This is a genomic window from Chryseolinea lacunae (genome assembly GCF_016735595.1).
Taxonomy (GTDB): domain Bacteria; phylum Bacteroidota; class Bacteroidia; order Cytophagales; family Cyclobacteriaceae; genus Chryseolinea; species Chryseolinea lacunae.
This window is the reverse complement of the sequence record NZ_JAERRB010000017.1, coordinates 18,332-39,177: the sequence shown is the minus strand read 5'-3', so window position 1 is coordinate 39,177 and position 20,846 is coordinate 18,332. Positions and strand designations below refer to the sequence as shown.

Here is a 20,846-nt window from a genome sequence, read left to right as displayed (position 1 = left end):
TGATTCCGATGCACCGATGTTCATGATGCATGTGTGTGTTGCACCTGATGCAGCGTGTAAGTGCGCGCCAAATCAAATCGAAGATCGATTCAGTGTGTGCTGTGGCGCTTGGTTGTTTGATGTGTGTTTGTTTTCTATAGACAGGAAACCCCTGACGGGGTTGGTAAATTATCAAACAGAAGTTTTGGGGAATTTAATCGGGTTGGATTTTCAGAATGTTGTTAGTGAAATCCGGAGTCATTGGCAAAATAAAAAACCGAATCAAACATAGACACGTTTGCTGATTCGGTTTCGTGATCGGGGAGCCGGTGTTAAAAATAGCGAAGGGCGCACCGTGATGGTGCACCCAACGCTAACCTGTATTTCATTGATGTGACATTGTTTGTGACATGCCTGCGCAGCTCATTATTTAAACTGCATTTCTTTCTGTGACTTGCCAATCATTTCCTTGTGGATGAGCACGCCGGCGTGGTGGTTGTTGTGCTTGAGGGCGTCGTTGAAATGGTGGAGGGCCATGGACTCGTTGCCCTGGCCCAGGTAGCCGAGGCCAAGTAAATAGTGGCAATGAATTTTGTTTTGGAGGCTGAGGTCCTGGTCGAACACGGCGAGGTCGGGGAGGGAGACGGCGAAGTAGTCGAGTTTGATTTCGCTGTCGATGTGTGTGGTGCCAAAGATGATGAGGTTGTTGAAGATGGCTTCGGCTTTTGCGCGGTTGCCCAGCTTTTTGTGGGCCAGGCCCTGGTAGAATATTTTGTCGGGTTGCTGGTCGTTATAGAAGATGGCCTGGCCGGGTTGGCTTAGGCCGGTGCTTGCTTTTTGAAAATAGTCGCGGGCGCGTGTGTTGTCGTTCAGGGCTTCGTAGGCACAGCCTCTCAGGTAGTTGATGTCGTTTTCCTGGGTGCCATAAATTTTGCCTTCGCCGAGGAAGTGTGGATAGTGCACGGTGGCGTCCAGATATTTCAGGGCGGTGTCGGGGTCGCCTTGGGCAAGAGCGCTCTTGGCCAGGGCAATGTTTGCCATGAGGTATTGGCCCACCACTTTGCCTTCGCCACCTTCCCACGGATGAAACTGTCGCGCGGTTAAAAGGTCGAGGGCTTTGCGATGGTCTTTCAGTAAGTTATAGAGTGTGATGCGTTCCAGGTAGAGATCGTCGCGATCTTCGGTGAGGGCGATGTGTTTTTCCAGCAGCGCGAGGCGGTCGGCGTGGGGGTGGTTCATTTTTTTGTGAAGCTGGTCCAGCTCCATGAACACGCGCGCGTCGGTGGGGTTGAGGGCGAAGGCGCGCTCCAGAAACGTTAATGCTTTTTGAGGATTGTTCTGTTTGTTGTGATAGGCCAGCGCCAGGTTTCGGTTGGCCGTGGCAAAGGTGGCGTCGAGCAGAACCGATGTTTCCCAACATTGAATGGCTTCGGTGTATTGTTTGTGTGCATACCAGAAGTTGCCCAGATAGTAGGGCGCCTTTGCGTCGGCGTTGTTGGTTTGCATGGCGTGCTGAAGCACCACCACGTCATCTATACGGTTGGGAAAACAATAGTCGGGTTTGCAGTGCTCCGCTTGTTTGTAGTATTGAAGCGCGAGCTCGGGTTCGTTCATGCACGAGGCAAAGTATCCCATGTAATAGAACGTCATGGGGTTTTCTTCGCCGGGTGCTACGTCGCAGGTGTTCAGCAGTTGAATGGCTTCTTCGTATTGACCTGCATAGGCATAGTCGAAAGCATATTCCACGTAGGTGTGTATGTTGTTGCGCGCCAAACGTATCAGCGTGTCGAGGGCGTTTGCGCTGTGATGATCGGAAGAGGTGTCGGCCACCAGAAAGGATTCGAACAAAATGCCAAAGCTGAATTTGTCGAGGGCCAGCGATTGATCGATGAGTGCTTGCGCTTCTTTCAGACGATTGAGTTTGCGCAGGATGATGATCTTTAAATGACGCGCCGTCTGGCTCGCATAGTTGCGCGTCAGCGATTTGTCTATGAGGTCAAGCGCGGCGTCAAGATTTCCTTCGCGCACATCGATGCGCGCCAGGTTCAAATAAGCACCCGACTGCATGGGCGCATTCCAGGCCGACTTGAACCAGGCTTCGTAGGCTTCGTCATAACGCTCCTGAATGAACAGACACAGCCCCAGGTTGAAGTAGGGTTCGCCGTCGTAGGGATTTGCATTTCTTTCGGTGAGGGTGGCGATGGCCTGTCGAAAATATTTTTCGGCCTTTGCAAACTGTCCGCGCTTCAGGAACCACATGCCCATGGCGTGATTGTTCCGTACATCTTTTGGTTCGCGGCGAAGGGCTTCCTGATAATAGTCGGTGGCCAGAAACGTGGCGTGTCGATATTGTTCGATGTGAAGGCCCGTCAGGAATAGTTCTTCTATGCTCGAAATGTCTTCCGGTTCGGCTGCGGCTTTTGCAGGATCGGGAAGTGTTTTTGTGATTTCTTTTTCGGGTTGAAACTGCACCAGCACTTTGCCTTGCGCGTCGCTTAATGAAGCGGTCAGTGTCTTTGTGTCGACCGTGTCATTCAGGGGCAAGTCATGCTGATAGGGTTGGGATGGAGAGATGGTGATGGCTTCGGAGAAAATTTCTTTTGCACCGGCCTTCACCGACACCACCGCGTTTTCATAGCGGGCTGTGGCATAGAATTTCAACTGTATGGTGTTGTTCGCGATGTCCACGTTCACGAGGGCATCTTTGGTGGCGTTCTTCACCACACCGAGTTCGCTATAGGGCAGAAAGTATTGGGTGAACGTGCGTTCTTCGTCGGGTTGTATCCACGAGAAGTCGGGTTGGTTGTCGGTGAACACGCCCGTCATCAATTCCACGTAGGGGCCGTCTTCGTCGGTCAGGTTTCTGTCCCAGGCAAAACCAAATTCGCCGTTGCCCCACGTCCACTGTTTTTTTCCGGGCGACACGTGGTGATTGGCCACGTGCATAATGCCGGCGCGTGTGTCGTGTTCATAGCCACCCACAAAATCATACTTCGATTGTTGTGCCATGTAAGACGTGGGCACCGGAATGTTTTTGTAGCGCGATATGTCTACGCCTGCCGAGTAGTCTACTTTATAATATTCTCCTCTGGCAATGGGGAATTCCGACACGTCGCGTTTGCCATGATCGAACACGGCGTGCACGTCGGGTGGAAACACCGATTGATAGTGGTCGTTCACTTTCAGCGCGGGGTTGGCCCACCATAAAAATGTTTGTGGGAATGGTGTGCGGTTGTAGAGTTTCACATTAATCTCCAGGTAATCTTTGTCGGCATAGAGACGGAAGCCCGCCATGCCTTTGGTGTGAAACATTTTTTCGACCTCGCTCACCCAAACGGTTTTGCTGCCGTCGTCGTGATGTTCGATGGTGAAGTCGATGGGATCGAACGTGCTGGGCCGATGGTGTTGCGGCCAGTTAAATTCGATGCCGCCCGATATCCACGGACCGGTAAGGCCCACGAGCGCAGGTTTGATCACCTGGTTATAATAGATAAAATGACGTTGTCTGATTTTGTCGTATGCCATTTGCACTCTTCCGCCGATTTCGGGAAGAATCATGATCTTGATGTATTGGTTTTCGAGAAAGACGGCGTGATAGGTCTTGTCTGATTTTTTGTCGAGAATTTTTTCAATCACCGGGTTTGGATACACCACGCCGCTGCTTCCCTGATAAACCCGCTTCTCGGAGAAAATTGGATTTTTTTCTGGTTTGCCTATTCCGTATGTCGGGATTGTGATTTGTTCCTCCCAAACCTCAACAGTGGTTTTTCTTTCCATCACTAACGATTGTTTTCAACAAAGGTACCCGGCCTGTCATTGTTGCTAATGGATTAATTTTCTCTTTTGATGGATTATTCTATTTTTATGGCCGACATGCAAACCATACGAAAACGAGAAGGGTTTGAGGGACAACGCGCCATTGTGCTGCCCAAAAAGATACTGGAGTTGTGCGGCTACACGCCTCCCATAAACAGTCTCTATTTGACCGACATCGGCTTTTATCCCCGCGCCCAGTTTCACTATCGCGAGCGCCCCTCGGGCATTTCAGCCAACATTCTCATCTATTGTCTCGAAGGAAAAGGCTGGGTGGAGCTGCCGTCGGGCAACGTCGCCATCAATCCCAACGAGGTGCTCATCATTCCCGCCGACATGCCCCATAAATATGGAGCCGACGACAAAAATCCGTGGACCATCTATTGGGCGCACTTCAAGGGCCTGCAAAGTCCCTACTTCGCCGGGCTGCTCACCAAACAGTTCAAGAGCTTTGTGAACGACAACATGTTTCTTGAAGAGCGCATCAAAATCTTCGACATGATCTATCGCAACCTCGAATCCGGCTATAGCCTCGACAACCTGTTCTTTGCCAGCACCAGCTTCCAATATTTTCTAACCACCCTCTGCTTTGCCGACAAATTTGCTTCGGCACACCACGCGGTCGAAAAAGATCTGGTAGACCTTTCTATTGAATACATGCAGGATCACCTGGACACGCCCATCAAGCTGGAGGCGTTGGCGGCGTCGGTCAACCTTTCGCTTTCGCACTACTCAAACATCTTCAAGCGCAAGACGGGCTATTCGCCTATCATTTATTTTAATCACTTAAAAATCCAGCATGCCTGTCAGTATCTGCAGTTCACGTCGCTGCGCATCAATGAAATTTCGTCGAAGCTGGGCATCGAAGATCCCTATTATTTTTCGCGGCTGTTCACGAAAGTGATGGGCCTGTCGCCTGTTGACTATCGCAACAAAAAACGTTGATGAGGGATGGTCTTTCTCCAGCGGGGAATAGTCCATTCTTTTCATGCGATTCTCCATTCGGGTAACTTTCATTTTGCAGCAACTTTGTTTTTTCACCCAACCGCTATTTATGACTCAGCGTTACTACGTTTTTCTCATCAGTTCCGTCGCCGCTTTTGGAGGCCTTTTGTTTGGTTTTGATATCGCCATTTTTTCGGGAACCATTCCCTTCATTCAATCCTACTATCACCTGAGCGAAGCGCAATTGGGGTGGACCGGCAGTTCACTCTATGTGGGCTGTATCATAGGCACGTTAATCACCGGTCCGTTTGCCGAAGCCTTTGGGCGCAAACTTCCGCTCATCATTGCGGCGGCCATCTTCATGGTGTCGTCCGTTTTTATGGGATGGTCGTCTACACATTCGGCGCTCATTGTGTGGCGCATCATTGCGGGCATTGGGGTGGGCGCGGCTTCTATGTTGTCGCCGGTCTATATTGCCGAGGTGAGTCCCGCGGCGATTCGCGGTCGCATGGTGTCTATTAATCAACTCACCATCGTGACGGGAATTTTGCTGGCCTATTTCTCTAACTATATACTGGCCGATGTCGAGAACAACTGGCGCTGGATGTTTGCCTCGGGAGCCATTCCGTCGCTGTTGTTTTTTGTGTTTGTTTTTATGGTGCCGGAAAGTCCGCGCTGGCTGGTGAGCAAGGGGAAGCTGAAAAAAGCAAATGCCATTCTTTCCAAAATTGCCGGCGACGAAGCGGTTCAGGAAATCGCGCTCATTCAGTCGCGCATTCAAAAAGAAGTGAAGGGAAAATTTTCGGACCTGTTGGCACCGGGCGTTTTGTTTATGGTGATGTTGGGCATTACGCTGGCTGTTTTTCAGCAGATATCAGGCGCCAACGCTATCTTCTTTTATGCACCCATCATTTTCGAAAAGGCCGGCATGAATGTGAAAGACCAGTTGTTTCAGCAAATCATGATCGGCGCCATCAATTTAATTTTCACGGTGGTGGCCATGTTGCTGGTAGACAAACTGGGAAGAAAAAAACTTATGCTGGCCGGCTCGTCGCTCATGGCGCTGTGGTTGTTCCTGGTGGGCATCTGCTATTATTATAGTCTATTCGATGGCTACCTGCTGTCGTTCTTTGTGCTGGCATTCATTGCCACCTATGCGGCAACATTGGCGCCGGTAACGTGGGTGTTGATCTCCGAAATTTTTCCATCGAAAGTGCGCACGCTGGCCGTGTCCATTTCCACAGGCATGCTTTGGGTTGCGTGTTTCGCACTGGCCTATGGCTTTCCGGTGCTCATTGCCGTGCTGGATGCGCCGCAAACATTCTTCCTGTTCTCGTTTGTTTGCCTCACCTACTTTTTTATTCTGTGGAAGTTTGCTCCCGAGACAAAAGGAAAAACACTGGAGCAATTTGAAATGGAAACGATACGGCACTAGGGGCTATGCCGTCACGCCAAACTTGTAGACAATAGTTTCGTCATAAACCTGCCCTGCATCAAAAACGGTGGATGGAAAGTTGGGATGGTTGGGTGCGTCGGGATAGTGTTGGCATTCAAGACACAAACCGTCGAAAGAAGCCGGGGGTCGGGATAGGTTGCTCGTATGTGAAGCGTGAAGGAAGTCGCCGGTGTAGACTTGAACACCGGGGTAGGTGGTGAATACGTCCAGGGTTCTGCCGCTGCTTTGTGCCGTCATCTTCCCAGCGGGGCGCAGGATTTTGTCTTCTTTCGGATTCAGTATATAATAACTGTTCACACCCGTCATGGTGTTATCGGATACTTTCACGCGTTCGCGGATCTTGTGGCGTTTGAACAGAAGATCGTTTGCCGGTGCAATAACGCCCGTGGGGATATACTGTTTGTCTGTCGATGCAAGGCTGTCGGCGTGAAGCGTGAGTTCGTGATTCAGAATGTCGCCGTCGCCGGGCGACAGATTGAAGTAAGCATGGTTTGTGAAATTCAGCACCGTTCGTTTGTCGGCCACCGCGTTGAACCGGATGGCAAGGGCACAATCGTCGCTCCACGAATATTTGACCTTGAAATCAATCTTCCCAGGGAAACCTCCCTCGCCATTTTCACTCGTCAACATAAATGTGACGGCATCGTCGCTGATCGCGAAATCAAAAACGCGCGCATGAAATCCGCTGGGGCCGCCGTGGTTTGAATTGGTGTTGTCGTTTTTGTCGAGGGCATAGGTCACGCCATCGAGTGTGAACCTGGCATTGCCAATCCGGTTTGCAAAACGGCCTATGGTGGAACCGATGTAGCACCGATCGTGCAGATAACCTTCGAGGGAAGGGAAGCCCAGCACCACACTCTCAAGGTTTCCGGTTTTGTCGGGCACCACCACAGACACCAGCGTGGCGCCATAGTTCGTCAGTTCAACATACGCACCGCTGGCATTCTTTAATCGAAAAAGAAAAACGTCCTTCCCTTCAAACGTTCCCCATGGGGCATTCGAAATCCGTTCGTTCTTCAATCCGTTGTTTGCGTCAGGCGTCATTCAGACACGAGTTGAAAGACCACACTCTCAAACTCTTCCGACATAGGAAAACGAACGCCATACGTCATCAGGAAGTCGCCGGTAAATTTTTTTCCTTCGAGCAAGGCCAGTCGCGATTTTTTGCCGGGTGCTTTGTTCACTTCCTTCACGGTATATTCTTTTGCCGGGTCAAGTCCTTTCAGATACAATACCTGGTCGTTGCCCGCAATCTCTTTCTTCATGAGATACGAAAAAACAAGCGACTCCTTTTTGTCGGGCGTGGCATATTGCAAGGCCACGCGGTTGGTTTCATAGGGAGAAAGCAGGCGATAGAGGTCACCCGACTGAATGATGTGTTTGATGCCGTTGTAGGCCTGGATGGCGCTTCTTGAAAATGTTTTGTCTTCGGCATTCATGTCTTTCGGCTGAAGGTCCATGCCCAGCTTGGCCGACATGGCTACGTCGAACCGGAACTTCAGCGGCGTGATGCGTTTGGTGATGTGGTTTGGCACTACCGACACGTGACTGGCCAGGCCGATGAGAGGGAAGAAGTAGCTTGTGCCCCATTGAATGAAGATGCGGTCGAGTGCATCGGTGTTGTCGCTGATCCAGTATTCATCAAAGAACGGCAGCGTGGCATAGTCGATACGGGCACCGCCACCCGAGCAGGCCATCAGCACCACGTCGGGATATTTCTGGCGCACGCGCTTCAACACATCCAGCAGACCTTGCGCGTATTTGATGAACAGGTGTGTTTGTTTTTCGGCGGGCAGAAACGAAGAGCCAACATTGGTCATGTAGCGGTTGCAGTCCCACTTCATGTAGGCCACGTCGGGATTTTCGGTAAGGATTTTATCGACCACCGAAAACACGTGGTTCTGCACTTTCGGGTTGGAGAGGTCGAGCACAAGTTGGTTGCGACTCACGTCGATGGCGCGGTTGGCGCCGGTGATCACCCAGTCGGGATGTTTCTCGTAGAGTTCGCTTTTGGGGTTCACCATTTCGGGTTCGATCCAGATTCCGAATTTTATGTTTTTTGCTTTGGCTTCTTTCACCAGTTCGCCGATGCCGTTGGGCAATTTCTTTTTGTTCACTTCCCAGTCGCCCAGGCCGGCGTCGTCATTGTTGCGTGGATATTTGTTAGCAAACCAGCCGTCGTCCAGCAGGAACAGGTCAAAGCCCATGTCGGCGCCGTCGGCAATGATTTGTTTGAGAACGGGTTCGTTGAAGTCGAAGTAGGTAGCCTCCCAGTTGTTGAGCAGCGTCATGTGCGGGCGTTCGCTTTTGTGGATGCCGTAGGTGCGTGCCCACGTGTGGAAGCGCCGGGAAATTTCGCCTTTGCCCGTGTTGCTCAGGGTGAAGAGCAGGGCCGGGGTTTTAAAAACTTCTTTGGCCTTCAGGGTGTATTGTGACGCGAAAGGATTTATGCCCGAAAGGATGCGTAGATTTTTTGAAGGATCAACTTCAAACGAAAGCCGCCAGCTTCCCGGCCAGGCCAGTGTGCCGCCAATGACCGTGCCTTCGTTTTCGTTTGGCGATTCGTCCACACCCAGCAGGAAACACGGATGCGAAAATTGATTGGAGCGAACTCCCAGCTTCGATTCAAGTATCTTGGAGCCTTCCACCAATTTTTCTTCGTGCATGTTCATTTCGTTGGCCCAGTTTCCATAGAAGCTTGTGAGCCAATAGGCCGATGCCTTTACCGAAAGTTGTGACGATGCAAAATCGTGCAGCACAATGTCTTTCTTCTCGCCATGCACAACCTCGGTCCATTGTTCCAGGATGTCTTCGTTCTGATAGGCCTTCACATAGAGAGATACCGTGAGGTCATAGAAAGAATCCTTCAGCTGGATGCGCGTGACGCTGATATTTTTTTCGGGTGTGGTCACGTCTTTGCCGACGTATTTCAATTCGGTGGTGAGGTTGCCATCGGCGTGCACCACGCGGAAAGCAGGCTCAAACACATAGGCCTTGCCATACGACGAATAGGCTTCGTGGTCTGTGGTCTGAATGTTTTTGAGCTGATCGTCGGCGATGCGTTTTCCATAATAGGCCTGTATCAACGTTCCATCGCCAGCCACCTTATAGACCAGGCTGGTGTGGGCGGTGTGAATGGCCACGGCGTCGGTTTGGGCTGACGCGGTGAAGACGAGGCACGTGAGGAAAGAGGCGAGGCTTACAATTCTGTTGGCGTTCATAGGATTGGGATGAGAGCAAACCGCAGGGTGCGATGTTGGGCAAAAGTATTGGATTAAGCCAGCCGTCTGAATGGAGTATCTGGTCTTTTTCATGGACTTTATTATGATGTGCCAGGCCCTCGCCGGGTGTTTGAAAGATGGCGCCCCAAAACCGCTCAGACTGGGCCTGGGCTGGACAATTCTACTTATTTAAAGTTTAAATGTCTGGATAACGCTTTTTAAAATAGTCCATTTTTGCGTCATTTAAAACGATTTAGAAAAAACGCGACGATTTTCGGCCGGAGAATAATCCAGTTTTTACCGCGTATAGTCCATTTATGTTGCAATCGATTCCGTAAAATTTGTGAGATTAAATCTTACCTACACTCTATGCAAGACAACTACAAGTCACTATCAAAACTCCTGACGGTCGTTTTGTGCATTCTGATGGCTGCTCCGGCCTTCGCACAAACCGTTCTTTCGGGCAAGGTAACGACAACGCAGGGCGACCCCCTTCCCGGCGTGAACGTCATCGTTAAGGGGACTGCGCAAGGCACGTCGACCGACTCGCAAGGCAAGTTTCAGATCGAGGTTCCTCAACGCGATGCCGTGCTTACCTTCAGCTTCATCGGCTTCAAAAATCAGGAGGTTACCGTAGGCAACCGCTCCACGATTGACGTGACGTTGGAAGAAGATATTCAAAGTCTGGAAGAGGTGGTGATTGTGGGCTATGGCACGGTGAAGAAAACCGACCTCACCGGTTCGGTCTCTTCTATTAAGAGCGATGCCTTCAAAGACATGCCCGTTACATCGGTTGAGCAAGGCCTGCAAGCCCGGGCGCCCGGTGTTCAGGTAACACAAAGTTCGTCAGCACCTGGTGGTGGTTTGTCGGTGCGCGTGCGCGGTGCCAACTCACTCATCAGCGGTAGCGAGCCACTCTATGTTATTGATGGCCTCCCCATCTATCCCGACAACGCCAGCTATGGCACAGGTGGCGATCGCCAGTCGAAGAATGCATTGGCTTCGCTCAACCCTGCCGATATTGAATCGATCGAAGTGTTGAAAGACGCTTCGGCAACCTCCATTTATGGATCACGCGGAGCCAACGGTGTGGTGCTCGTCACCACCAAGCGTGGAAAAGACGGACAGACCAGTGTGAATTTTGAAAGCTCCATGTCGTCGCAAAACATTTCGCACAACATCGACATGATGCCCGCGTCTGACTATGCCCGCTACCTCAACACACTCGATGTTAGCCAGGGCGGAAATCCCCGCTTCACCGATGCGCAGGTGCAAGGCTTTGGTGCCGGCACCAACTGGATGAAAGCCATCTCGCGCACCGGCAGCATCTGGAACAACCAGCTCTCCATTTCGGGTGGCAATGCCACATCGAAATTTGCCGTGTCAGGAAACTACATGGACAACAAGGGTATCATCATCAACACCGATTTCAAACGTTATGGTCTTCGCCTGAACATGGACAACACGTTGTTCAACGGCAAGGCCACGTTCAGCAACAGCTGGTCGTTTGCCCGCACCACGTCTAACAACGTGCCTACCGATCGCGGTGGTCCCGGGGGTATCATCATCACGGCGTTGGGTCTTGATCCAACCGTGCCGGTATACGACGACAACGGAAACTATAACTACCCGCTCTACGACGGTCGCTTCACCATCAACCCTGTGGCAGAAGCCAAGGAAGGTGTTGACAAGGATGCCAGCAACCGTTTCTTCGGCACATCGGCGATAACATTCAACATCACCAAAGACCTCAAGTTCAGAACCAGCCTTGGTCTTGACATTCTTAACGCCACCCGCAACACATTCTACAACAGCAAGACACGTCTTGGACGCCAGAACGGCCGCGAGCTTCAACGCTTCGACCGCAACCTGATAAACCTGCTGAACGAAAACATCCTTACCTATTCCAAAGCGGTGGCTCCGGGCCACACCCTGGAAGTGACGGTGGGCTACACCTCGCAGAAAGAAAACAACCAGTCGGCCTTGCAGACCATCCGCGGTCTGGATTCGGACGACTTTGCTTCGCTGAATTTTCAAAACGGAACATTGCCGCAGATCGGAAACTCCACGCGTGTGGATTGGAAACTGCGGTCGTATCTGGGAAGAATAAACTACAACTTCCAGAACCGTTACCTCCTGACGTTGACCGCCCGTCGCGACGGCTCGACCAAGTTTGGTCCCAACAACAAATGGGCGACCTTCCCTTCGGCAGCGTTGGGATGGCGTGTGGTGAACGAAAAGTTCTTTGACAACGCCGGCATGTCGCGCATCTTCGACGACCTGAAAGTTCGCGTGAGCTATGGCATCACGGGGAACTCGCAAATTCCCGCCTACCAATCAACGTCCGACCTGAGCCCGCGCAACTATGTGTTGAATGGCGTGCTGGTGTCGGGCTATGCGGCCACCCGCATGCCGAATGCCGATCTGAAATGGGAACAAACCCGCATGTTCAACGCCGGCATCGACATGAGTTTCCTGGGCAACAAACTGAACGTGACGGTTGACTATTTCAACAACCTCACCACCGACCTGTTGCTTTATGTATCCATTCCGCAAAGCACGGGCTTCAGCACGTTGTTGAAAAACACCGGTTCGCTTAGCAACAAAGGCTTTGAACTTTCGGTAGATACCAAAGTGCTCAGCAAAGGCGACCTCACGTGGGATGTGAACGGCAACGTGTCTATTCTTCGAAACAAAATTGAAGACCTTGGCGAAAGCGCTCCCTTCTATGCCACCAGCACCAGCGGTCACTTGGGTGTGGATGGAAGCTGGGTGGAAGCCGGCAACGCCATTGGCGTGTGGAAAGGCTACAAGTTTCTGGGTGTAGGCGAAAACGGAAACCCGGTCTATGAAGACAAAACCAACGACGGCAACTTCACCGCCGATGACTACTCTATCATTGGCAATCCCAATCCCAAATTCACCTGGGGCCTGAGCTCGACGGTGCGCTATAAAGGCTTTGACCTGTCGGTGTTTTTCCGCGGCGTGCAAGGCAACGATGTGCGCAACCTGCAACAATCTGAAATTGGCGACGGTGCACAAAAGATCAACGAGATCTCGAACATCCTGACCGACTCGTGGACACCGCAGAACACCAGCGCTCCCCGCCCCGCAGTAGATGCCAAGCGTGACTTTGCGTCGTTCCGCCGGTCGTCGTTCTTTATTGAAGACGGCTCGTTCATCCGCTTGCAAAACGTGTCGCTGGGCTACAACCTGCCGGTGCCCAAATTCATTCGCAAGGCGCGTGTGTATGTGAGTGCACAAAACCTGTTCATCATCACCAACTACACAGGCTTTGATCCCGAAGTGAACAACCAGGGCCAGAACAACCTGAATCGTGGCGACGACTATGATGCCTATCCGCGCGCACGCTCTTTCACCGCGGGCCTCAACATCGGTTTTTAAGAAAGGGTAGTGAACAACTTTAAATGAAAATGACAATGAAAAAAATAGTTAGAAAAAATCTCCTTTTCTGGATCATGTCTGCACTGCTGATGGTGGGCGTGAGCTGCTCGGACCTGAACGAGACGCCGGACTATATCGGTCCCAATAGTTTCTACAAGTCGGCCAACGAATTGAAGCTTGGTGTGAACGCCATCTACGACGACCTCACCATGGGCAACTCGGACTGGTTCAACTACTACTACAATCGGTATGTGTTCGAATGTCTGGTAGGCTTTCAGGTGGGTTGGGAAAAACAACCCCTGCAATACAACCTGGGCAACGTGACCGGACAAGATGATGTGATTGAAGCCTACTGGGGCCAAAGCTACCGGTCGATCAACCGCGCCAACGAAATTCTGGCCGTGGCCGATCAGCTTGTAGATCCTCCCAACACCGCCCTCATTGCACGCCTGAAAGGTGAAGCGTATTTTCTGAGAGCGTTTTATTACTACGGACTGCTGAGCTATTTCGACAACGCACCGCTCACCATAAAAGGAACAAAGGACCTGAGCGACCTCGCGTCGAACAGCGGCGGCACGCGCGCCATCATCGATCAGATCTATGCAGACTGCGCTGCGGCCATTGCCGTGTTGCCCGAGGCATATACCGGAGCTGACCTGGGTCGTGCCAACAAGTGGGCAGCAAAAACTTTGTTGATGAAAACTCAACTGTGGGATCAGAAATGGCCCGAAGCCAAAGCCACAGCCGAAGACATCATCGACAACAGCGGCCTGACCCTGTTTGATGACTTCAGCTACAACTTCGACACCGACCACGAAAACATGGGCGAACGGATTTTTGAAGGACAGGTGTCGGCCAAAGCCAACGCCAACGAATACAGCAACCACTCAGCCCACTTCAACCCCGAAGATCTGCCTACCGACGACGGCGGTGCGGGCTGGAGCTGGCTCAGTGCCACACAGGATTTCAGAGCAGCCTACGACGATGCCGACAAGCGCATTGCCGGAACATTTGTGGAGTCGTATCCCACGGCCCGCACTAAGAAGAACAGCGCAGGTCAATATCCCATTGTTCATTGGAGCAAGACTGCGCCCTATAACTTGTCGCGCTTTGGCGGCATTGTTGATCCCAATGCAGACCCTAACAATCCGGCAGAGTTGATCTTCGGAAAAGCATGGTCGGGCAAACTCACAGAGATTCGTGCAGGAGGTTCGTATACCACCACCGAAAGAAACACCATCTACTTCCGTCTTGCCGATGTGTTTCTGGGTCACTCCGAAGCCTGCAACGAAAGCCAGACCGGCGACGCCACAACGGGTATCAATGCCGTGCGCGACCGCGCGGGACTGGATCCTGTGGGTGCGTTGGGCAAAGATGCCATGCGCGATGCTATCGTGAACGAACGCATGCAGGAGTTTGTGTTTGAGCAAGTGCTCTATCCTGAGCTGCGACGCAAGAGCACGTTTGGCGGAACCCCCGACTATCTCGGTGACTACATCAAACATTTTTCTGCGCTCTATAACGTAGGCCGCACACCCAAGGCAAAAGATTATGTGTTACCCATTCCGTTGAAGGAAATTCTCGGCAACAAGAATGTGACACAAAATCCGCAGTGGAAATAAACCCATCGCACAAATAACCCAAACAACTGAGGCCGGCCATTTTTGGCTGGCCCTTTTGTTTTTAATTCCTGATCTTTATCGCCATGACAAAAGCTTGGGCACGCACGTTGCCACAACCCCTGTTTTTTTTAGCCTTGCTTCTTTCTTTGGCCGGCTGCCAACCCAAACCTGCAGTGCCCCCTGCGTTGTTCACGCTGGTGGAGCCGGGCCACTCGGGCGTGTCGTTCACCAACACCATTGCCGAAGACGACACATTTAACATTGTTGACTTTTATTATGTCTACAACGGCGGTGGCGTGGCCATAGGCGACATCAACAACGATTCGCTGCCCGACCTCTATTTCACCGGCAACCGCGTGGGCGATAGGCTGTATGTGAACAAAGGCAATCTGAAATTTGAAGACGTGACCAGCACGGCAGGCATTCGCAAGCGAGGCTGGAGCACCGGCGTGACCATGGTCGACATCAACGCCGACGGTCTTCTGGATATTTATGTTTGCAAGTCGGGAAACTATCCGGCCGCAAAACGCATCAATCAGCTCTACATCAATGAAGGCAATCTCAAGTTTCGCGAAGACGCTGCGGCGTGGGGATTGGCCGACACAACCTATACCAACCAGGCTGCTTTTTTTGATTATGATAAGGATGGCGACCTCGACGTTTATTTGCTGACCAGCACAAACACCATTCGCAACCCAAACAAAGTGACACCCGTGGTCGACAATGGTAAGGGACCGTCGGTAGACAAGTTGCTGCGGAATGACAATGGAAAATTTGTGGATGTTTCGGCCAGCGCGGGCATTTTGCACGAAGGCTTTGGCCTGGGTGTGGCTATCAACGATTTGAACGACGATGGATGGGAAGACATCCTGGTGTCGAACGATTTTTTGGCCAACGATCACCTCTATGTGAACAACCACGACGGCACCTTCACGGAGTCGGCGCGAAAATATTTTAAACACCACAGCCAGTTTTCGATGGGTAACGATGTGAGCGACTTCAACAACGACGGCCTGGCCGACGTGATGGTGGTGGACATGCTGCCCGCCGCCGCCATAGGCCGCAAGAAGATGGCCGGCCCCGCCAACCCCAACACGTTTGAAGCCATGACACGCGCAGGCTACCACCCCCAGTATATGCGCAACGTGCTGCAGGTGAACCTGGGCTTCGACAACACCCACACGCCCGTGTTTGCCGAGATCGGCCAGCAAGCCGGTGTGCACAGCACCGACTGGAGCTGGGCGCCACTTTTCGCCGACTTTGACCAGGACGGTCGCAAAGACCTCTTTATCACCAACGGCTATCTGCGCGACATCACCGACATGGACTTCATTATCCACAACAATCAAACGGCCACGCAGGCCACACCAGCCGAAACCGACCGCGGCATGCGCGAAGGCGCGAAGAAGATGCCGTCTAAACTAATGCGCAACTACATGTTCAGAAATGCCGGCGACAACGCGTTCGAAGATTTGTCTGCCGCATGGCTTGGCGCACACCCTTCACTCTCCAACGGCGCATCGCTGGGTGACCTGGATCTGGATGGCGACCTTGACATTGTGGTGAACAACATCAATGAGCCCGCTTTCATTTTTCAAAACACGATCGGCAACGCACACTATCTGAAAGTGATCCTGAACGGAAACCAGCAGAACACCAAGGGCCTGGGCAGCGACATAACACTCTACGCCAACGGCGAGCTTCAACGCCAGCACATGAGTGTGACGCGCGGCTATCAATCGTCGCTTGACTATGGCTTGCATTTTGGTTTGGGAAAAAACACGGTGGTCGATTCGCTTCAGATCATTTGGCCCGATGGAAAAAGCCAGGTGATGCGAAACGTGAAGGCCGATAGAACCATAACCTTAAGCTATGCTGATAGCGGAACTGAAAAACTGCACAGCATAAAACAGAAGTCTTCGATATTGCACCGCGTGGACAGTGCCATGATCGGGGCGCACCGTGAGCAGGAGAAGTTTTATATGGACTATGACGTGGAGCCCTTGCTGCCACACAAGCTGTCGCAACAAGGTCCATGCCTTGCCGTGGCAGATGTGAACAAGGATGGGCTTGATGATTTTTTTGTGGGCGGATCCTATCAATACACCGGCAATCTTTTTCTTCAGCAGGCCAATGGCACGTTCAAGGTAAGTTCCATAGGTCAGGATAAAAAAAATGAGGAAGACACCGGCGCAACATTCTTCGACGCCGACCACGATGGCGACCAGGATCTCTACATCGTGAGTGGCTCCAACGAACACTACGACAACTCTCCATACCTGCAAGACCGGCTCCTGCTAAACAACGGCAAAGGCAAGTTCACACCCGACACCACACGGCTTCCCGCGATGCGTCACAGTGGATCGTGCGTGGTTCCGTTCGACTTTGATAAAGACGGCGACCTCGATCTTTTCCGCGCAGGCCGCCTCATTCCCCTGGAGTTTCCGAAACCCGGTGTGAGCTATCTGCTCACCAACACCAACGGAAAATTTACCGATGACACCAACCGCCTCGCCGCCGGTCTGCAAACCGTGGGCATGGTAACGGATGCCCTGTGGGCCGACATTGATGGCGACGGTTGGCACGACCTGGTGCTGGTGGGCGAATACATGCCCATCACGATATTCAAAAACGACAAAGGAACGCTGAACCAAATGAAACCGGCAGCGCTGGAACATTCCAACGGACTTTGGAACACGCTTGCCGCCACCGACATCGACCACGACGGCGATGTTGATTTTGTGGTGGGAAATGTCGGCCTCAACTCGCGCTATCGTTTCACCAAAGAACAACCCTTCTCCATCTACGGCGGCGATCTGGACAACAACAACCGCTGGGACGCCATTCCGGCTTACTACGACAAAGGAATTGAATATCCCGTGTCGTCATGGTTCGACCTGGGCCGGCAAGTGCCGCTGTATAAAAAGAAATATCAAACCTTTGATGCCTATGCAAAGGCCACGCTCACCGAAGCCATGGCCCCGGTGAAAGACAAGGTGCAACTGACCGTGCACGCCTATCAACAACAAAGCGTGATCGTCGAAAACCTGGGCCACGGCGAATTTAACATCCGACCTTTACCAGCCCTTGCACAGCGTGCGCCAATAAAAGATATTCTGGTGCGCGACATCAATCAGGATGGCCACGACGACCTGTTGCTGGTGGGAAATGATTTCACCACAGAACCCGTGGAGGGGCAACACGACGCGGGTGTGGGAGCGATTTTGCTGGGCGATGGAAAAGGAACCTTTAAACCTATGCCGTCCGAACAAAGCGGGTTTTGGGTGGAGTATGATGCCCGACACCTGGAAGGTGTGAAACAACGCGCCGGAGAGATCTTCGTTGTTACGCAGAACAACGGTCCGTTGTTGATGTTTCAAAAGAAGTGAACAGTACTACAGGCCGCAGCCTCTATAACATTCTTGATTGTCAGTTGCCGGAAGTGTGGTGACTGGTCTTGCCGTTCTCCGTAAGGTCGGTGGGTGTGTAACCGAAATGTTTTTTGAAGGCATACGAGAAATGCGAAAGGTTTTCGAAGCCAGCTTCCACAAACACGTCAACCGGTTTGCGGCTGTTGGCCAGTTGATAGTGGGCCAGCTCCAAACGTTTTTGTGTGAGCCATTTCTGGGGCGTGGTGTCGAATATTTTTTTGAAGTCCCGCTTGAAGGTGGTGAGGCTTCGGCCGGTCATGTAGCCGAATTTTTCCATGGACATGTTAAACATATAGTTCTTCTCCATGAATTCGGCCAGGTTGATCTTGCCCGGGTCCGCGAAGTTGGCCAGCAAGCCGTCCATCGCGCTGTCGATGGTTCGCAGAATGGTGATGGCCTCTTCAATTTTCAACGTCGCGATGTTGTCCGGCAAATCCTTCAGATCGAAATAGGGGATGAGCGACGCGAGACAACTTTCCAGCAAAGGATGGTGGCTGAAGCTGCGCACGTGTTGCAGTTTGCTGCTCTGCACCTTTGCCTTATTTTCTGCAACTGCACCATGACGTGCGTAGTACGCCTTTAACCTTTCTGTTGTTAAGTGCATCACCACCGACTTGTGGGCGTTGCCATTTTTTGAGTTGATGATGATCGTGGCCAGTTGGTTGCGTGGAATCAGGAAGATGTCGCCTGCACCAAAACTATAGGTGGCGTCGGTCTGCACAATTTTCGCTTCGCCCTGCATGAACCACACCAGCATGTGATGTTCAAAGACCACTTCTGTTTTGAACAGGCTGGCTTCATACTGCGAAAGCTTGATGTCGGGACTTATGTAGAGTGTTTTGTGTTCCATTGTTTTGGAATGATAAAATTACAGAAAATCAAATCAACCCAATGCTAGCCGGTGGGTTGATTTGTTAACCGGCATTTCTCGTTCTTAAACAGCAGGGAACAACACGCCCGTCATCTCTTCGCTTAGTGTCCAGAGTTTGGCTGCGCTCTCTGCATCGATCGAGTAGGGGCGCACGCCGCGAAGGCTGGCGGGGTCGTCATATTTGTGTTCGATGCTTCCGTTGTCCACATCGGCCACGTCGCAATTTTCGCAGTATACACCGCCCATGTCGTTGAGGTCTGGACTGGTGGCACACCACACCGATGTTGCCGCACCCTGGGGAATGGTCTTTAGTGTGGCGGCCACGCTTTCAAAAATATTTCCGTTGGCATCGTGTGTGCCCATTTGCTGAAACAGTTCCATGGGCGCAACACGTCCGAGGTCCGTGCCATTTACAGAACCGGGGTGCACAGCGAAAGACCTGATGTTCACTTCTTTTCCGCGGTTGTCAAGTTCTACCGTGAAGAGATTGTTGGCGGTTTTCGATTGACCATAGCCTTGCAGTGTTTCATAGTCGCGGTGAAGAAAATTAGGATCGTCGAAATTGAATGGAGCCATCTGGTGGCCGAAGGAAGAGACATTGACAACCCGTGCGCCGTTGGCTTTTTTCAACGCGGGCCACAGCCGTGCCGTCAGTTGAAAATGGCCCAGGTGGTTGGTGGCAAGTTGTGATTCATAGCCGCGCGCGTCGCGTGTGAGCGGCACCCACATGATGCCCGCGTTGTTGATGAGCAGATACAACGGACGTTGTGATGCCAGGAATGTTTTGGCAAAAGCATCGATAGATTTTGGGTTCATCAGGTCCAGAACTTCTACTTCCACGTTTCGGATGCCGGCGAGATTTTTCATGGCCTTCGCGGTGTTGCGGGCCGGCACAATCACCGTGGCTCCAGCCGAAGTCAGCGTCTTGGTGGTTTCCAATCCAATGCCCGCATAGCCGCCGGTAACAATCGCGATCTTGCCGGTGAGGTCTATGCCGTTAATCACGTCGGTGGTGGTGGACGATGTATGAAATCCTGATGCGATGGATTTCTGTGTTGTGTTTTGTTTGATGAGTTCCATTTTGTGTTTGGTTTTGTTGAGTCAAAAGTAGCGGGGTCACAACTTTTCGACTTTGTTTTAAAGACCGATTTACTTTGTTTATAAGGCCGTTTTCAAAAGACTATGTTACGTCGATTGGGATTTAACCACAGAAAAGGCGCTTCAAAAAGTATTTCATTTGTTTATTGTTTATCAATAAATAAACATTGTTATTTGATACATATTTATCAAAAAGCGAATAATACTATGAAAACAAAAAGTAGAACAGAACACATCTTAACGGCCCTCTATGTGCTGGCCTGGATCGCCTTCGTCGGCTTTTTAGTGGAAGCGGGAGCCCTTTTGCTCTCCTATGTGATAAGCTGTATAAACCCCGACGGCGCGAAGAATTTATATAAGGGATTCAACCTGAACAGCGACCGGAACATGAGTCTCTGGTATAACACCATGTCGGTTTCCTTTCTCATTGCGCTGGCGGTGATGAAAGCCTATGTGTGGTATTATGTGATCCGGATCTTGTCGAAGATCAACATGGTCAATCCCTTCACCACCGACGTGGCGCAGATGCTGGAGCGGATAAGTCACCTTTTGTTGAGTGCGTGGATTGTGGCCATGCTCAGTGGCGCGCAGGCACATTGGCTTTCGAAAACAACGGGCGATGATTATCACGGCGTTCCCTCAGGAGATTTTCTGTTTATGGCGGCGCTCGTGTTTGTGATCTCACAGGTGTTCAAGCGCGGGGTGGAGATTCAATCCGAAAACGACCTAACCATATAACCCGTATGCCCATTATCGTGAACCTTGATGTGATGATGGCCCGGCGGAAGATGTCGTTGAACGAGCTGTCCGAAAAAGTGGACCTCACCCTCGCCAACCTGTCGATCCTCAAAACCGGCAAAGCCAAAGCCATCCGCTTCAGCACCCTGGAAGCCGTCTGCAAAGCACTCGATTGCCAGCCGGGCGATTTGCTTGAATATAAAGATGAATAGCGACGGCACACCGAAGCACATAAAAAAAGCTGTCAACATAAAAATGCTGACAGCT

12 protein-coding genes are annotated in these 20,846 nt (G+C 51.6%); 7 read left to right on the top strand and 5 right to left on the bottom strand.

Features of this window, described 5'->3' with window-relative positions:
- Positions 1–405: 405 nt before the first annotated feature.
- A complete protein-coding gene (locus tag JI741_RS30045) occupies positions 406–3,756 on the bottom strand; it encodes a DUF5107 domain-containing protein (protein ID WP_202015995.1) in 3,351 nt (1,116 codons plus the stop codon).
- A gap of 69 nt (positions 3,757–3,825) precedes the next feature.
- Between JI741_RS30045 and JI741_RS30040 the strand changes: the two genes are divergently transcribed.
- Together JI741_RS30040 and JI741_RS30035 are read left to right on the top strand one after the other, a co-directional pair.
- Positions 3,826–4,737 carry an AraC family transcriptional regulator gene (locus JI741_RS30040; RefSeq protein ID WP_202015994.1) on the top strand — a complete coding sequence of 304 codons (912 nt, stop codon included), beginning with the start codon at positions 3,826–3,828 and terminating at the stop codon, positions 4,735–4,737.
- A 109-nt stretch (positions 4,738–4,846) separates the two neighbouring features.
- A complete protein-coding gene (locus JI741_RS30035) occupies positions 4,847–6,172 on the top strand; it encodes a sugar porter family MFS transporter (protein WP_202015993.1) in 1,326 nt (441 codons plus the stop codon).
- A gap of 3 nt (positions 6,173–6,175) precedes the next feature.
- On the opposite strand, the gene JI741_RS30030 is transcribed toward JI741_RS30035, so the two are convergent.
- The gene (locus tag JI741_RS30030) at positions 6,176–7,237 is read right to left on the bottom strand and encodes an aldose epimerase family protein (RefSeq protein ID WP_202015992.1); all 1,062 of its coding nucleotides are present in this window, start codon (positions 7,235–7,237) and stop codon (positions 6,176–6,178) included.
- Positions 7,234–9,414, bottom strand: a complete 2,181-nt coding sequence (locus JI741_RS30025; RefSeq protein WP_202015990.1) for an alpha-galactosidase — start codon at positions 9,412–9,414, stop codon at positions 7,234–7,236. Before JI741_RS30025 ends, JI741_RS30030 begins: the two co-directional genes overlap by 4 nt.
- Before the next feature lie 369 nt (positions 9,415–9,783).
- Between JI741_RS30025 and JI741_RS30020 the strand changes: the two genes are divergently transcribed.
- From JI741_RS30020 to JI741_RS30010, 3 genes are all read left to right on the top strand, one after another.
- Positions 9,784–12,819, top strand: coding sequence for a SusC/RagA family TonB-linked outer membrane protein (locus JI741_RS30020; RefSeq protein WP_202015988.1), 3,036 nt, complete (start codon positions 9,784–9,786; stop codon positions 12,817–12,819).
- Positions 12,820–12,893: 74 nt separating this feature from the next.
- Positions 12,894–14,441: a RagB/SusD family nutrient uptake outer membrane protein gene (locus JI741_RS30015; RefSeq protein ID WP_236676345.1), complete on the top strand. Its 1,548-nt coding sequence runs from the start codon at positions 12,894–12,896 to the stop codon at positions 14,439–14,441.
- An 83-nt stretch (positions 14,442–14,524) separates the two neighbouring features.
- Positions 14,525–17,830 carry a VCBS repeat-containing protein gene (locus JI741_RS30010; RefSeq protein WP_202015985.1) on the top strand — a complete coding sequence of 1,102 codons (3,306 nt, stop codon included), beginning with the start codon at positions 14,525–14,527 and terminating at the stop codon, positions 17,828–17,830.
- A 40-nt stretch (positions 17,831–17,870) separates the two neighbouring features.
- Here the strand turns inward: JI741_RS30010 and JI741_RS30005 are convergent, their stop codons facing one another.
- Both JI741_RS30005 and JI741_RS30000 read right to left on the bottom strand, forming a co-directional pair.
- Positions 17,871–18,722, bottom strand: a complete 852-nt coding sequence (locus JI741_RS30005; RefSeq protein ID WP_202015984.1) for a helix-turn-helix domain-containing protein — start codon at positions 18,720–18,722, stop codon at positions 17,871–17,873.
- A gap of 84 nt (positions 18,723–18,806) precedes the next feature.
- Positions 18,807–19,823 (bottom strand): SDR family NAD(P)-dependent oxidoreductase, encoded by a 1,017-nt coding sequence (locus JI741_RS30000; RefSeq protein ID WP_202015982.1) that lies wholly within the window; start codon positions 19,821–19,823, stop codon positions 18,807–18,809.
- A gap of 225 nt (positions 19,824–20,048) precedes the next feature.
- Here JI741_RS30000 and JI741_RS29995 point away from each other — a divergent pair, with 225 nt between their 5' ends.
- On the top strand, positions 20,049–20,579 hold the full coding sequence (locus JI741_RS29995; RefSeq protein WP_202015980.1) for a DUF2975 domain-containing protein: 531 nt from the start codon (positions 20,049–20,051) through the stop codon (positions 20,577–20,579).
- Positions 20,580–20,584: 5 nt separating this feature from the next.
- Positions 20,585–20,791, top strand: a complete 207-nt coding sequence (locus JI741_RS29990) for a helix-turn-helix domain-containing protein (RefSeq protein WP_202015978.1) — start codon at positions 20,585–20,587, stop codon at positions 20,789–20,791.
- The last annotated feature ends 55 nt before the right edge of the window (positions 20,792–20,846 follow it).